This is a genomic window from Streptosporangium heterodermiicola (genome assembly GCF_051390675.1).
In the GTDB taxonomy this organism is placed as follows: domain Bacteria; phylum Actinomycetota; class Actinomycetes; order Streptosporangiales; family Streptosporangiaceae; genus Streptosporangium.
In genome coordinates this window covers 271918-286039 of sequence record NZ_JBPJSR010000009.1, presented here as the reverse complement: position 1 = coordinate 286039, position 14122 = coordinate 271918, and the positions used below count along the sequence as shown (strand labels likewise).

Annotated in this window: 11 protein-coding genes; 8 read left to right on the top strand and 3 right to left on the bottom strand. The window is 71.9% G+C overall.

Going from position 1 to position 14122, the window contains the following annotated elements:
* Positions 1–81: 81 nt before the first annotated feature.
* The gene (locus ACSC1Q_RS21475; RefSeq protein WP_436760477.1) at positions 82–1836 is read right to left on the bottom strand and encodes a gamma-glutamyltransferase family protein; all 1755 of its coding nucleotides are present in this window, start codon (positions 1834–1836) and stop codon (positions 82–84) included.
* A 129-nt stretch (positions 1837–1965) separates the two neighbouring features.
* Here ACSC1Q_RS21475 and ACSC1Q_RS21470 point away from each other — a divergent pair, with 129 nt between their 5' ends.
* From ACSC1Q_RS21470 to ACSC1Q_RS21450, 5 genes are all read left to right on the top strand, one after another.
* Positions 1966–3102, top strand: coding sequence for a sensor histidine kinase (locus ACSC1Q_RS21470; RefSeq protein ID WP_436760476.1), 1137 nt, complete (start codon positions 1966–1968; stop codon positions 3100–3102).
* Positions 3102–3749, top strand: coding sequence for a response regulator transcription factor (locus tag ACSC1Q_RS21465; RefSeq protein ID WP_436760475.1), 648 nt, complete (start codon positions 3102–3104; stop codon positions 3747–3749). Before ACSC1Q_RS21470 ends, ACSC1Q_RS21465 begins: the two co-directional genes overlap by 1 nt.
* Before the next feature lie 94 nt (positions 3750–3843).
* Positions 3844–4467 carry a Uma2 family endonuclease gene (locus ACSC1Q_RS21460; protein ID WP_436760474.1) on the top strand — a complete coding sequence of 208 codons (624 nt, stop codon included), beginning with the start codon at positions 3844–3846 and terminating at the stop codon, positions 4465–4467.
* A 210-nt stretch (positions 4468–4677) separates the two neighbouring features.
* Positions 4678–5661 (top strand): sulfite exporter TauE/SafE family protein, encoded by a 984-nt coding sequence (locus ACSC1Q_RS21455; protein WP_436760473.1) that lies wholly within the window; start codon positions 4678–4680, stop codon positions 5659–5661.
* Positions 5662–5824: 163 nt separating this feature from the next.
* The gene (locus tag ACSC1Q_RS21450) at positions 5825–7237 is read left to right on the top strand and encodes a tetratricopeptide repeat protein (RefSeq protein WP_436760472.1); all 1413 of its coding nucleotides are present in this window, start codon (positions 5825–5827) and stop codon (positions 7235–7237) included.
* A 165-nt stretch (positions 7238–7402) separates the two neighbouring features.
* Here the strand turns inward: ACSC1Q_RS21450 and ald are convergent, their stop codons facing one another.
* The gene (gene ald, locus ACSC1Q_RS21445) at positions 7403–8518 is read right to left on the bottom strand and encodes an alanine dehydrogenase (protein ID WP_436760471.1); all 1116 of its coding nucleotides are present in this window, start codon (positions 8516–8518) and stop codon (positions 7403–7405) included.
* A gap of 250 nt (positions 8519–8768) precedes the next feature.
* Positions 8769–10163, bottom strand: coding sequence for an aspartate aminotransferase family protein (locus ACSC1Q_RS21440; protein WP_436760470.1), 1395 nt, complete (start codon positions 10161–10163; stop codon positions 8769–8771).
* 281 nt (positions 10164–10444) lie between these two features.
* On the opposite strand from ACSC1Q_RS21440, the gene ACSC1Q_RS21435 reads away from it, so the two are divergent.
* The 3 genes from ACSC1Q_RS21435 (at position 10445) to ACSC1Q_RS21425 (ending at position 14058) form a co-directional block, all read left to right on the top strand.
* Entirely contained in the window at positions 10445–11791 is a 1347-nt protein-coding gene (locus ACSC1Q_RS21435) for a M20/M25/M40 family metallo-hydrolase (protein WP_436760469.1), read from the top strand.
* A gap of 204 nt (positions 11792–11995) precedes the next feature.
* The gene (locus ACSC1Q_RS21430; protein ID WP_436760468.1) at positions 11996–13150 is read left to right on the top strand and encodes an NsdA family TPR-like regulatory protein; all 1155 of its coding nucleotides are present in this window, start codon (positions 11996–11998) and stop codon (positions 13148–13150) included.
* Positions 13150–14058, top strand: coding sequence for a bifunctional diaminohydroxyphosphoribosylaminopyrimidine deaminase/5-amino-6-(5-phosphoribosylamino)uracil reductase RibD (locus ACSC1Q_RS21425; RefSeq protein WP_436760467.1), 909 nt, complete (start codon positions 13150–13152; stop codon positions 14056–14058). Before ACSC1Q_RS21430 ends, ACSC1Q_RS21425 begins: the two co-directional genes overlap by 1 nt.
* The last annotated feature ends 64 nt before the right edge of the window (positions 14059–14122 follow it).

The following is a 14122-nucleotide window of genomic DNA, read 5'->3' as shown; positions in this document are numbered from 1 at the left end:
TTCGTACCGTCGTCGTGCCCGTCGTGCCCGTCGTCGCCGCGCGTACCGCGGCGTGCGGGCGGGAACGGGCGGGCGGGAGCCCTACCTGCGCCCGCTCACCACCAGCGCGCTGCCGCCGCCGCGACGGGTCGGCTCCGCGACCGCCTGGAGCTTCCCGTGCCGCAGGAACTCCACCGCCGTGGCCGCGCCGATCTCGGGGTTCAGCACGAGGCTGTGGCCCCGGGCGGTGAGCGCGGCGCCGTAGCGGTCGATGAAGCCCTGCTCGGCCTGGGTCTGGGCGGTGTTGCGCTGGGTGGCCCGGGGCGCGGCGAGCGCCTCGGGGAGCGTCATGCCGAGGTCCCAGCGGTTGACCAGGATCTGCAGCACGGTGGTGATGATCGTCGAGCCGCCGGGGGAACCCAGCGCGAGCAGCGGCTCGCCGTTCTTCAGGACGATCGTCGGCGCCATCGAGGAACGGGGCCGCTTGCCCGGCGCGGGCAGGTTCGGGTCGCCCGGGGCCGGTCCGAAGGTGAAGTCGGTCAGCTCGTTGTTGAGCAGGAAGCCCCGGCCGGGGACGACGATGCCGTTGCCGCCGGTCGACTCGATGGTGATGTTGTAGGCGACCACGTTGCCCCACCGGTCCGTGACCACCAGGTGCGTGGTCTCCGGCCCCTCGGGCGCCGACGGGGTGGCGTCGGCCGAGGGCGCGGGCGCGCACGGCCCGTACGTCCCGTCGGGGTTGCCCGGCGCGGCCGGGCTCGTCAGCGCCCGCTCGCCGATCAGGCAGGCGCGCTCCTTGGCGAACCCGTCGGACAGCAGCTCCTTGAGCGGGACGTTCGGGATGTCGCCCACGTACTTGCCCCGGTCGGCGAAGGAGAGCCTGGACGCCTCCAGGTACTCGTGCTCGCCGACCTTCGGCAGGGCCTCAAGGATGTTGAGCGCCTCGCCGACCGTCGATCCCCCCGAGGACGGCGGCGCCATGCCGTACACGTCCATGCCCTTGTACGTCACCTTCGTGGGCGGCCGTTCGAGCGCCCGGTAGGCCTTCAGGTCGGGCAGTTCCATCAGCCCGGCCCGCACGTTGCGGGTGGAGCCCGGGGTGACCGGCGGCCTCTTGACGGTGGCCACGACCTCGGCGCCCAGCGAGCCGCCGTACAGCCACTCGCCGCCCTGCCTGCCGAGCCTGCGGTAGGTGTCGGCCAGCTCGGGGTTGCGGAAGGTGGAGCCGACCGGCGGCGGGGCACCGCCCGGCAGGTAGAGCTTGGCCGTGGAGGTGAAGTCCTTGAACCGGGCGGCGTTGGCGGCGGTCTGGTCGTAGAAGGTCTGGTCGACCTTGAATCCCTTGGACGCGACCTCGATCGCGGGCCTCAGCGCCTGGCGCAGCGAGAGCGTGCCGAACTTGCGCAGCGCCAGCTCCCACTGGGCCACGCTGCCGGGCACCCCCGCGGACAGCCCGCTGGTCACGGCCTCCTCGAACGGGATGCCCTCCAGGGAGGACGGCCCCATCGCCTTCGGCGCGGCCTCCCGGCCGTCGATCGTGTGGATCTTCTTGCGGCGCGCGTCGTAGTAGACGATGAACCCGCCCCCGGCCAGCCCGGCCGAGTAGGGCTCGGTCACGCCCAGGGTGGCCGCCGCGGCGACCGCCGCGTCCACGGCGTTGCCGCCCGCGCGCAGCACGCCCAGCGCGGCCTCGCTGGCGTCGAGGTCGACGGTCGAGACCGCGCCCCCGTACCCCTCCGCGACCGGTTTCTTCTCGACCCGCGGCGCCGGTGGAGAGGCGGCCGCGGGTTGGACGAGCACCAAGGAACTTCCCACCAGGATCCCCGCCAGGGGGGTGGCGAATCGACGATTGATCATGAGACCTCCCGCAGACAGCTTGACTCAGCCCGTGAGCATTGTCAGCCCCTTCCCTACCGCGGGGGATGTACTACCTCATGCCTCACGAGATGGACGCGCTCTCCTGGCGGGCGCGCGTACAGTGCTGACGTGCGCGCCAAACCCCGCTGGGCCGAGTTGCTGCTCCCGCTGTTCGCGGGGGTCTTCCAGGTCATGGCCACCCGCGGCGTGCAGTGGTGGCAGGTCCACGACACCGGCATGCTCAGGGCCCCGCTCGACCCGCTGGGCTGCGCGCTCGTGCTGGCCGGGCCCCTGGCCCTGATCGTACGCCGCCGCCGTCCGGTGCTCTGCCTGGCGGTCGCGGCGGGCTCGACCGCGGTCTTCATCGGCCTCGGCTATCCCTACGGCCCGGCCTTCCTCAGCCCGATCATCGCGTTGCACACCGCCGTGGTGAGCGGCCACCGGCGGGCGGCCTGGTCGATATGGGGCCTGGCCTACGTGTTCCTCGTGGTCTACACGTCCTGGCTCGCCCCCGTCCGTACGCCCGGCTGGCTCCACGACCTCACGGTGGGCGCGCTGATGGGCCTGCTCCTGGTGGTGGCGGAGTTCTCGCGGGCCAGGAGGGAGCGGCAGGCCGAGCGCGAGCGGGTGGCGGAGGAGGAGCTGCGGCGGCAGGCCAGCGAGGAACGGCTGACCATGGCGCAGGAGCTGCACGACGTGCTCGCGCACAACATCTCCCTCATCCACGTGCAGGCGTCCACCGCGCTGCACCTCATCGACGACCGGCCCGAGCAGGCGCGGACCGCGCTCACCACGATCAAGCAGGCGTCCAAGGACGTGCTGACCGAGATGCGGTCGGTGCTCAACGTCCTGCGCGACGGCGCCCCCCGCTCCCCCACCGCCGGACTGGACCGGCTCGACGAGCTCGTCGAGCGCAGCGGGCTGCCGGTCGTCAAGGAGATCGTCGGCGAGGCCGGGCCGCTGCCTCCCGAGATCGACCGGGCCGGGTACCGCATCGTGCAGGAGGCCCTCACCAACGTCACCCGGCACGCCCCCGGCGCGTCGGTCACGGTCGTGCTCCGCTACGACCCCCGCGCGCTCACCGTCCAGGTCACCGACACGGGCGGCGACACCGGCGGCGACGCCCCCGGGGAGAGCCTGGGCAGCGGGAACGGCGTCCCCGGCATGCGGGAGCGGGCCGCCGCCCTCGGGGGAACGCTCACCGCCACGCACCACGGCCGGGGCTTCCGCGTCGAGGCCCGGCTGCCGATCCCGGAGGAGCCCTGATGATCAAGATTGTCCTCGCCGACGACCAGGCCCTCGTCAGGGCCGGGTTCCGTGCCCTGCTGGACGCGCAGCCGGGGATGACCGTGGTGGCCGAGGCCTCCGACGGGGCGCAGGCCCTGCGGCTGGTCGCCGAGCACGAGCCGGACGTGGTCCTGATGGACATCCGCATGCCCGGCATGGACGGCCTGGCCGCCACCCGAGAGATGCCCCCAGGGCCGAAGGTCATCATCCTGACGACCTTCGAGCTGGACGAGTACGTCTTCGAGGCCCTGCGCGGCGGCGCCAGCGGCTTCCTGGTCAAGGACACCGAACCGGCCGAGCTCATCCAGGCCGTCCGGGTGGTGGCCGGAGGCGACGCCCTGCTCTCCCCCGGCGTGACCCGCCGCCTGATCGCCGAGTACGCGAGCCGCGCCAAGGAGCCGCACCACACCCGCGACCTCGGCCCGCTCACCGACCGCGAGCGCGAGGTCCTCGCCCTGGTCGGCACCGGCATGACCAACGACGAGATCGCGGGCGAGCTCTTCATGAGCCCCGCCACCGCCAAGACCCACGTCAGCCGGACCATGATGAAACTCCACGCCCGCGACCGCGCCCAGCTGGTCGTCATCGCCTACGAATCCGGCCTCGTCCGCCCCGGCTGGATCTGACCTTCCCACATCCCGGTAAAGGCTCGCGCCTGCCCGTTCCACTTGCGATACTCAACGTGTTCGCCAGAACACGAAGGGACATATCGTCATGGTCATGACATCGCGACGGAGCCACGCCAAGCTGCGCCCCTCCCCCGAGACCTCGTCCCAGCCCCTGCCAGGAACGGCGCGCGAACTCTTCGACGCGCTCCCGCAGCTTCCAGGGCTGCGGACCGAGATCATCGATGGGAGACTGGTAGTGAGCCCGATGGGCGGCCCCGAACACGCCAGGATCGCGATGCGCCTGTATCGCGCCCTCCTTCCCCTCCTTGAGGAGAAGGAGTGGGATGGTTTCAGCGGCAACGTCGACGTCCGCATAGACGGACCGCGCGACCCGGTCGTTCCCGACTTCGTCCTGGCGCCCGCCGACTGCCCGCGCTGGGGCGCCCGCGAGCTGCTCTCCTCCGGTCTCCTCATGGTCGCCGAGATCGTGTCCCCCGGAAGCACCGTCGACGACCGCGACCGCAAGCCCGTCATCTACGCCTCCGGCGGTGTCCCCGTGACGCTCCTGATCGACCCCGTGGCCGCGCCCGCCACCGTGACGGTCCTCAGTGACCCCAAGGAGGGCGAGTACCGGACCTCCACCCGGGTCGAGACGGGTTCGCGTCTCCATCTCCCCGAGCCGGTCGGCTTCACGCTCGACACCTCGATCTTCGCGGACACCCGGACCACGCCGTAACGGACTGCCCGGGGCACCTGGACGTCAGGTAAGGGCAGCGTGCGCGCTCGGTAAGGAATTGTCACCTTCGGTTACCCTTCGGCGAGATTACGTTAGGTCCGTGGGGATCTGGATGGTCACCGGGGATGTCCGCTGAGCGCGGGACCGGCCGCGCTGTTCGCCGGAGGGCTCGCCGCGGGACTGGTCGCGGGTACGGCCTCGTGCGCGGCCGTGCAGGGCGGCCTGCTCACCGGTCTCACCTCTTGTCGCCGCTCTCGTAGCCGTACGACCGGGTGCGGGGAAGCCGGAGCGGGGCCCTCGGGTCCGGCGGTCATCGCGCTGTTCATCGCCGGGCGCCTCGGCTCCCACATGGCGGCCGGAGCCCTGCTCGGCCTGGCCGGGTCCGCGGTGCGGCTGGGTCCCCAGGTCAGGGCCGCGCTGCTCGTCGTGGCCGGGATCGCGGTCGTGTTCTTCGGCGTCCGCGTGTTCGGCCGCGGACCGGAGGACGGATGCCACCCGGAGGCCCCGCCGAGCGGGCGTACGTCCTGGCGTGACCGCGTGTCCGGGATCGCCGCCCCCACGCCCAGGGCGCTGGCGCTCGGTGCCGCGACGGTCCTGCTGCCGTGCGGGGTGACGCTCAGCACCGAGATGGTCGCGGTGTCCAGCGGGTCGGCGCTGGGCGGTACCGCGGTGATGGCCGGGTTCGTGACAGGGACGGCTCCCGCGTTCGCCCTGCTCGGGCTCGTCCTGCGGCGGGCCGCGACGGGCAGGACGGCGGCGCTGGCGGGGGTCGTCGCGCTGGCGGCGGGTCTGTGGACGATCTCCTCGGGGCTGAGTCTCGGCGGGTGGCTCCCCGGATCCGGTGGCACGGCGATGACGGCGGACGGCCCGGCACGGCTGGTGGGCGCCTCACCGGGACGGGCGGGGGACGATCGGGAGAGTGCCGTCACCGCCGTACGCGCCGGCGGCGTCCAGAGGGTCGAGGTCCGGGCCACCGGCCACGGCTACCGGCCGGGCGTGGTGACCGTCCGCGCGGGAGTCCCCACCGACCTCGTCTTCCGCCTTGAGGGCATCCCCGGCTGCACCGGCACGCTCACGATCGACGGCCGCGACGTGACACTGCCCGCCACCGTACGGCTGGACGCGCGGGAGGCCGGTTCCCTGCGCTACGTCTGCTCGATGGGCATGTACGTGGGGTTCGTGCGCTTCGTCTGAGCGTTCGTCCGGGCGCCGGGACCCGGGCGGCAGGCCGTCGGCCCGGACACGCCCGATACGACGACCAGACCCGCGAATGGAAGTCGCGATTACCCTCCGAGGTCAAGCGGTTACGTGGCACCCTGTGGTCTGTCGGCTGCGCGACGTCGGCGAGGAGGGTGACATGGGGTGGTGGCCTGACGACCCGGAGGGGGCCGCGGGGTTGATACCCACCCCCCGGAGCACCGAGCACGAGAACGACACGGACGGCGAGACGGCGCTGCTGCTCGCCGCGCACGGCGGTGACGTGCAGGCCGCCCACCAGCTGGGCCGCCACTTCGCGCAGCGGGGCGACCGCTCGGCGGCACGGCACTGGTGGGAGCGCGCGGCCGCCGCGGGAAACCTCGACAGCGCCTACAACCTGGGGATCTGGCACGAGAAGCACGGCACCCCCGCGGAGGCCGCGCGATGGTACGAGCTGGCGGCGAACGCCGGGGACGTCGAGGCCGCGGTGAACCTGGCGACCCTCCTGCTCGACCAGCACGGCGACGTCCCCGCCGCCCGGCGCTGGTTCGAGACGGCGGCCAGGGCGGGCTCCCGGGCGGCGACGAGGCGGCTCGCGCTGCTCTGCGAGGACGGCGGCGAGGCGAAGGAGGCCGGGGAGTGGCACCGCAGGGCCGCGATGGACGGCGACCTGGCCTCGGCCCACGACCTCGGGTTCCTCGCCTACGCCTCCGGGGAGGAGGACGAGACGCTGCGCTGGTGGGAGCTGGCCGCCCGGAGCGGCCACGCCGACGCGGCCTACCACCTCGGGCTGTTCCTGCGGGCCAACCGCGATCCCGAGGGGGCGGAGGCGTTCTTCAGGCTCGCCGCCAGGAACGAGCACCCCGGCGCCGCGTCCCAGCTCGGCGGGATCGCGCTCTCACTCGGCGACCTGCGCACCGCACGCGCCTGGTTCGAGCGGGCGGCCTGCACCGGCAGGATCGACGACCAGCGGACGGCCGGGTTCGTGTGCGTGGAGATGAGCGACGCGCGGGGGGCCGGGCACTGGTTCAGCCGGGCCGCGGCGGGCGGCGACCCGGAGGCCGCCTTCAACTTCGGCCTGCTGCTCATCGCCGAGCACAGCGACCTGAGGGGCGGGCAGCACTGGTTCCGCCAGGCGGCACAGGCCGGGCACCACCGGGCCGCGGTCGAGCTGGCCGCGCTGCTGTCGGCCGCGGGCTTCTCCCGCGAGGCGGAGCAGTGGCTCTCCGACCCGCCCGCTCCCCCGTGGGGCCGGACCACCGAGCCCGAGCTCGTCGCCCGCGCCGAACTCGCCGTGGCCGCCGTCGCCCGGCGGGGCGGCACCCCCCTGAGGGTCGCCGACCTGACCGAGATCCTCGGCACCTGGGACCTCGTCACCCGGCCGCTGCGCGACCACACCGACGTCACGGCGTGGCTGACCGAGCGGAGCGGGCTGCCGTCGGGCGCGATCGAGCACCTGGCGTCCGTACGGGCCACGCTGCTGCGTCCCGGCGACGCGCCCTGGCCGACCCCGGTGGAGATCGAGCACGTCCTGGTCACCGCCCGCGCCCTGCGTTCCGGCCTGTCGTCGTGACCGACGCGGTCGTCCGGCCGCCGGAAACCGTCCGCGTGTCGAAAGCAATCCGCCTGTCGAAAGCCACCCGCGCGTCGAAAACCGCCCGCCCGCCGGAAGCCGTCCGCCTGTCGAAAACCGTCCGCGTCCCGCGCCGGCCGGGCGCGGGACGTACGGGACCCCGGCTCAGGCGGCGATGACCTCGGAGACCGGCACGTACGGCAGGCCGAGGGCGATGGCGACCTGCTCGTTGGTGAGCCGTCCCGCGTGGGTGTTGAGGCCCAGCGCGAGGGAGGCGTCCCCCTGGAGCGCGGCCTTCCAGCCGAGACCGGCCAGCTTGACCGCGTAGGGCAGCGTGGCGTTGGTCAGCGCGTAGGTGGAGGTGTTGGCGACGGACCCCGGCATGTTGGCCACGCAGTAGAAGATCGAGTTGTGGACCTGGTAGGTCGGCTCGGCGTGCGTGGTCGGGCGGGAGTCCTCGAAGCAGCCGCCCTGGTCGATGGCGATGTCGACGAGCACGGAGCCCGGCTTCATGCGGGAGACCAGCTCGTTGGAGACGAGGGTCGGGGCCTTGGCGCCGGGGATCAGCACGGCGCCGATCACCAGGTCGGCCTCCAGGACCTCCTTCTCGATCGCGTACGAGGTCGAGACGAGGGTCTTGAGACGGCCCTGGTAGATGGCGTCGACGAAGCGCAGGCGGTCGATGTTGAGATCGAGGACGGTGACGTCCGCGCCCATGCCGACCGCGATCTGGGCGGCGTTGAGCCCGGAGACGCCCGCGCCGATGACGACGACCTTGGCGGGGGCCACGCCGGGCACGCCGCCGGGCAGCACGCCGCGCCCGCCGTTGAAGCGCATGAGGTTGTAGGCGCCGACCTGCGGGGCGAGCCGGCCCGCGACCTCGGACATCGGGGCGAGCAGCGGCAGGGTGTTGCCGACCTGGACGGTCTCGTACGCGATGCCGGTGACCTGGCGGTCGAGGAGGGCGTCGGTGCACTCGCGGCCGGCCGCGAGGTGCAGGTAGGTGAAGAGCACCTGGCCGGGGCGCATGCGGTGGTACTCCTCCGCGATGGGCTCCTTCACCTTGAGGATCATCTCGGCCTGGTCCCACACCTCGTCGGCGGTGTCGAGGATCTTGGCCCCGGCGAAGAGGTACTCCTCGTCGGTGAGGTGCGAGCCGAGGCCCGCGTCACGCTGGAGGTAGACGTCGTGGCCGTGACGGACGAGCTCGTGCACGCCCGCCGGGGTCGCGGCGACGCGGTACTCGTGGTTCTTGACCTCGGCGGGCACGCCGATCTTCATGGGATTTCCTTTCGTTGTTCCGACGGAGTGGCACAGCGAGGCTTCCGCGGGTGCGGTGCGTTCTCACTCCGGCGTGCGTGACGCCGGGAGGGCACGGGCGGGCCACCGGCCCGGTGGTGAACCGGCCGGTGGGCGGCGGGAGGGCACAAGCACGGCGGGCCGGGACGGCGGGACGGCGCGGTCGCCGGCGGGTACGGCGCGTCTCTCCGGGCCGCGCGTGGCGGTCCGGAGGGGGCGCGGCCGGGCGCGCTCAGAGGCGGCTCCATGCCTCCGTCAGCACCGAGTGGAGGATGGACTCGATCTCGTCGAACTCCTTGGGGCCGCAGATGAGCGGCGGGGCGAGCTGGATGACCGGGTCTCCCCGGTCGTCGGCGCGGCAGTACAGGCCCGCCTCGTAGAGGGCTCCGGACAGGAAGCCCCTGATGAGACGCTCGGACTCCTCCATGTCGAAGGTCTCCTTGGTGGCCTTGTCCTTGACGAGCTCGATGCCCCAGAAGTAGCCGGAGCCGCGCACGTCGCCGACGATCGGCAGGTCGCGGAGCCTCTCCAGGGTGGAGCGGAAGACCGGCTCGTTGCGGGTGACGTGGCCGAGCAGGTCCTCCCGCTCGAACAGGTCGAGGTTGGCCAGCGCGACGGCCGAGGACACCGGGTGGCCGCCGAAGGTGTAGCCGTGGGCGAACATCTCGGTGCCGTTCTTGAACGGCTCGAAGAGGCGATCGGAGGCGATCATGGCGCCGATCGGCGAGTAGCCGCTGGTCATGCCCTTGGCGCAGGTGATGATGTCGGGGACGTAGTCGAACTTCTGCCCGCCGAACATGGTGCCGAGGCGGCCGAAGGCGCAGATGACCTCGTCCGAGACGAGCAGGACGTCGTACTCGTCGCAGATCTCGCGCAGGCGCTTGAAGTATCCGGGGGGCGGCGGGAAGCAGCCGCCCGCGTTCTGCACCGGCTCGACGAAGACGGCGGCCACGGTGTCGGGGCCCTCCATCTCGATGGCGCGGGCGACGCGCTCGGCGGCCCAGTAGCCGTACTGCTCGGGCGTCATACCAGGCACGCCGGTGATCTCGTCGGCGCGGTAGTGGTTGGTGTTGGGCACCCTGACGGAACCCGGGACCAGCGGCTCGAACATCTGCTTGAAGGCCGGGATGCCGGTGATCGACAGGGCGCCCTGCGGGGTGCCGTGGTAGGCGATCTGCCGGCTGATGACCTTGTGCTTGAGCGGCTTACCGGTGATCTTGAAGTACTGCTTGGCGAGCTTCCACGCGCTCTCGACGGCCTCGCCGCCGCCGGTGGTGAAGAAGACGCGGTTGAGGTCGCCGGGGGTCTCGGCGGCGAGACGCTGGGCCAGCTCGACGGCCTTGGGGTGCGCGTACGACCACAGCGGGAAGAACGCCAGCTCCTGGGCCTGCTTGGCGGCGGCCTCGGCCAGCTCGCTGCGGCCGTGACCCGCCTGGACCACGAAGAGGCCCGCGAGGCCGTCGAGGTAGCGCTTGCCGTGCACGTCGTAGATGTAGGAGCCCTCACCCCGCACGATCATCGGCACCTCGGCGCCCTCGTACGAGCTGTGCCGGGTGAAGTGCATCCACAGGTTGTCCTGCGCGGCCTTCATGAGCGAGGTCACGTCGGTGTTTTCAGGGTGCGTCATCACGATCTTCCCTCGTTGAGCTGAGCTTCCCCCAGTCTGCCTGCCAGAACAGCTCTTGCCAAGTGAAAACGTGGCATTAAAGTGCGAGAACCTCGGAATCCGCAAAACGCCTATGTAACAACGACGAAATCCGCGATCAGGGGAGAAGGGTCTCCGGGCATTGCCCAAACCCCGGTTCCACTTGGCGGAACCCTTGTGTGCTGGAATCGTGCGCGAGAGCGGCCGTACCTACGGTTGTGATCCAATAGGACGCACCAGATATTGAGATGCGGGGGAAAGTCGTGACTCCTGACGAGATCGAGAACGCCGTCACCGCCGGCATGCCCCAGGCGACGGCGGACCTCAAAAGGCTCGTCGCCATCCCGTCGGTGGCCTTCCCCGGCCACCCCGAGGAGCCCGTGCACGCGGCCGCCGCGACGGTCGAGGAGCTGCTGCGGAGCACCGGCCTGCCGCGTGTCCGGCAGATCCCCGTCGAGGGCAGCTTCCCCGCCGTCTACGCGGAGGCCCCGGCCCCGCCCGGCGCGCCGACCGTTCTCCTGTACGCGCACTACGACGTGCAGCCCACCGGCGACCTCGCGCTCTGGCGCACCCCGCCCTTCGAGCCGACGGAGATCGACGGCGCGATCCACGGCCGGGGCGCGGCCGACGACAAGTCGGGCGTCATCTCCCACGTCGCGGCGCTCCGCGCCTTCCAGGGGCGCTTCCCGGTCGGCGTCAAGGTCATCATCGAGGGCCAGGAGGAGTACGCGGGCGAGCGCCTGGAGTCCTTCGTCGAGCACAACCCCGAGTTGTTCCGCGCCGACGCGATCGTGGTCGCCGACACCGGCAACCCCCGGGTGGGCGACCCGGCGGTGACGACCTCGCTGCGCGGCATGGGCGCCTTCACCGTCGAGGTGCGCACCCTCAAGGAGTCGCTGCACAGCGGCTCGTTCGGCGGCGCCGCCCCCGACGCCCTCGCGGCGCTGATCCGGATGCTCGCCGCCCTGCACGACGACCACGGCGACATCCGCGTCCCCGGCCTGCCGCGCGGCAGCTTCCTCGGCACCGGACCGTCGGAGGAGGACTTCCGCTCCACCGCGGGCATCCTCGACGGCGTCTCCGCGGTCGGCTCCGGCTCGCTCGCCGACCGCCTGTGGGCGTCGTACGCGATCACGGTCACCGGCCTGGACGTGCCGACGGTCTCCGGCGCGATCAACGCCGTCCAGGCCGTCGCCAGGGCCAGGGTGACCGTGCGGGTGCCCCCGGCCGGTGACCCGAAGACCACCGTCGAGGCCGTCGTCGACTTCCTGCGGCAGGTCGCCCCCTGGGGCGTCCAGGTGGACGTCGGCGACTACACCATGGGCTCCGGCTACCTGGCAGACACCGGCGGCGCGGCCCGCTCCGCGCTGAACCGGGCGATGGAACGTGCCTTCGGCCGTCCCCCGCGCGACGTCGGCGCCGGTGGCTCGATCCCGCTCGTCTCCACCTTCGTCAGGCAGTTCCCCGCCGCCACGATCCTGCTCTTCGGCGCCGAGGACGACGACGCGGCGATCCACGCCCCCAACGAGCGGGTGAACATCGAGGAACTCCGCCGCACCGCCACCGCCGAGGCGCTCTTCCTCCAGGAGTACGGCTCAGCGGCGTTCTGACGGACACGCCCGGCGCGAAGGCGGCGGTGTGCGGTCCAATGTCCGCACACTTTCGCCACGACGCTGCGTGACCGCTCCCTGACAGTGAAAACTGGAGGAGACAAGCGGATTCCCACCTCTGTGAGGTGCCACGTGAACGAAGTCCCGCCCTGGGCCGCCCGCCTGCGAGCCGAGCGCCGTAACCGCTGCTGGTCGCAGAGGGAGATGGCCAAACAACTCGCCGACGCGGCCGACGACCGTATTCGTGCCCGGCTGCCCACCCGGGAGTCCATGGTCCGGAGCCTCAGAACCTGGGAGTCGGGGAGGCACCGTCCGCGCGATCCCTACCCCCAGCTGTTCGCGCGAGCGTTCGGCGTCGCGGAGACCGTTCTGTTCGACGGCGGTGGGACACAAAGTCCCGGATCGGTCCGTGCGGGGCGGCAGGGACCGGTAACCGTCCGTTTGCAGGCGTTCTCTGGCGACCAGCTCGCGGAGTTGATGACGCATTTCCATGATCAGTGGCATCTGCTGGTCAAACGAGACAACCTCTTGGGGCCGCAACACGCCCTGGTCGCCGTGCGGGACCAGCTGGCCATCCTGGAATCGCTCCTGGGAGCGGCACGCGGGAGTGTCCGGCTCGACGTACTCCGGTTGGCGGCCAAGTACGCCGAATCGACGGCATGGCTGCACGAGGACGCGGGAGATCTGAACCAGGCCCGCCACTGGACCGACCGCGCGACGGCCTGGGCCCACGAAACCGACGATCACCTGATGCTCGCCTGGACGATGTTCCGCCGGAGCCAGCAGGCGATGGTCGAACGGAATCCCGGTGAAGTGATCGGTCTGGCGACCGCCGCCCTGCGCGAGGCCGATCGGCTGCCCGCCCCCATGCGAGCCGCCATCCTTCAGCAGGAAGCCCACGGACATGCCTTGGACGGTGCCGAGACGTCCTGCCACACGATGTTGGACAGGGCGCAATCGCACGCGGCGGCGATCAGCGACGACGGCGATGCCCGTGGGGGGCATGGCTCGTTCTGCTCGGCCGCCTACATCGAGATACAACGAGCCCGCTGCTGGCTTCGGCTAAGGCAACCGTCCCGAGCCGTGGCCGCCTACGAGGCCGCCCTGCCCGTGCTACCACCGGTGTATCGCCGTGACCGGGGCATGGCCCTGGCGGGGATGGCCGCCGCCTACGCCGCCACCGGCGAACCGGAGCAGGCGGTCACCGTAGCGGAGGAGGCGTTGGAGATCGCCAGGAGTGCCGGGTCGACTAGGATCTTGAATGTGGTCAAGTCAGTCGACCGGTCGCTGAAATCGCATCACACACTTCCCGCCGTCACCAGGTTCCAGGCCGCGCTGTCCGGCGACTTGGTGGTCTGATGGCCTCCCCCGCCGTGATCAGGGCGATGCGGCGCGCCATCGCCCTGTCGGCCCACGGACTGGGTACCACCAGCCCCAATCCACCGGTCGGCTGCGTCATCCTGGACGCGTGGGGTCACCCCGTCGGTGAGGGGTACCACCGTCGCAAGGGCGAGGCACACGCCGAGGGGAACGCCCTGCGCGCGGCCGGTGTCGCGGCCCGGGGCGGTACGGCCGTCGTCACGCTGGAACCTTGCAATCACGTGGGACGCGCGCCCGCGTGCAGGCAACTGCTCATCGAAGCGGGGATCGCCCGCACGGTCGTCGCCCTGATCGACCCGACATCCCGGGGCGAGGGTGGGGTGACCGCGCTGCGGAACGCGGGAGTCGCCGTCGAGACCGGCGTACTGGCCGACGAGGCGCGGCTCGTGCTCGGCCCCTGGCTCGGCGCGCTGGACCTGGGCAGGCCGCTTGTCACGTGGGCGTACGTCACCGACGACACCGGGACCTTCGGCGCACTGGAAAGGGTCCCCGCCGCCGGTCGGCTCAGGATCGGCGCCGACGCGGTCCTCCGCGTGGACGGACACCTTGAGGAAGGCGTACCGGACGCTCACGGCGCGGGTGTCCTGCGCGTTCCGCCACGCCTGCCGGTCCTCGATCCGGCGGGCACATTACGGGCGCTGTACGCGGACGGGGTCCGCTCCTTGCTGCTCGACGTGGGTCCGGATCTCGCCGGGCCGTTCGTCGCCGCCGGACTCGTCGATCACGTCGTCGCCTACCTCCCGGACGAGCCGTCTCCTTCCCGCGTGCCGGTGGGCGGGGAATCTTCGGTGGTTCCCGCTGACTTCCGCGTCTCCGGGATCGAGCGGGTGGCGGGGCACGTACGCGTACACGCGACCAGGTTCGGCGCCACGGTCAAGCGCGCGTGACGCGCCCCCCTGGCCGTCTCCTCGGGAGGCGCGTCACACGGTGATCCTTCCGGCGCACCCCGGC

Bases quoted from the DNA above. Each gene is read 5' to 3' on its own strand.
- ald (WP_436760471.1), bottom strand. From the start codon at position 8,518: ATGAAGATCGGCGTGCCCGCCGAGGTCAAGAACCACGAGTACCGCGTC.
- ACSC1Q_RS21430 (WP_436760468.1), top strand. From the start codon at position 11,996: ATGGCCAAACAACTCGCCGACGCGGCCGACGACCGTATTCGTGCCCGG.
- ACSC1Q_RS21465 (WP_436760475.1), top strand. From the start codon at position 3,102: ATGATCAAGATTGTCCTCGCCGACGACCAGGCCCTCGTCAGGGCCGGG.
- ACSC1Q_RS21440 (WP_436760470.1), bottom strand. From the start codon at position 10,163: ATGACGCACCCTGAAAACACCGACGTGACCTCGCTCATGAAGGCCGCG.
- ACSC1Q_RS21450 (WP_436760472.1), top strand. From the start codon at position 5,825: ATGGGGTGGTGGCCTGACGACCCGGAGGGGGCCGCGGGGTTGATACCC.
- ACSC1Q_RS21475 (WP_436760477.1), bottom strand. From the start codon at position 1,836: ATGATCAATCGTCGATTCGCCACCCCCCTGGCGGGGATCCTGGTGGGA.
- ACSC1Q_RS21425 (WP_436760467.1), top strand. From the start codon at position 13,150: ATGGCCTCCCCCGCCGTGATCAGGGCGATGCGGCGCGCCATCGCCCTG.
- ACSC1Q_RS21460 (WP_436760474.1), top strand. From the start codon at position 3,844: ATGACATCGCGACGGAGCCACGCCAAGCTGCGCCCCTCCCCCGAGACC.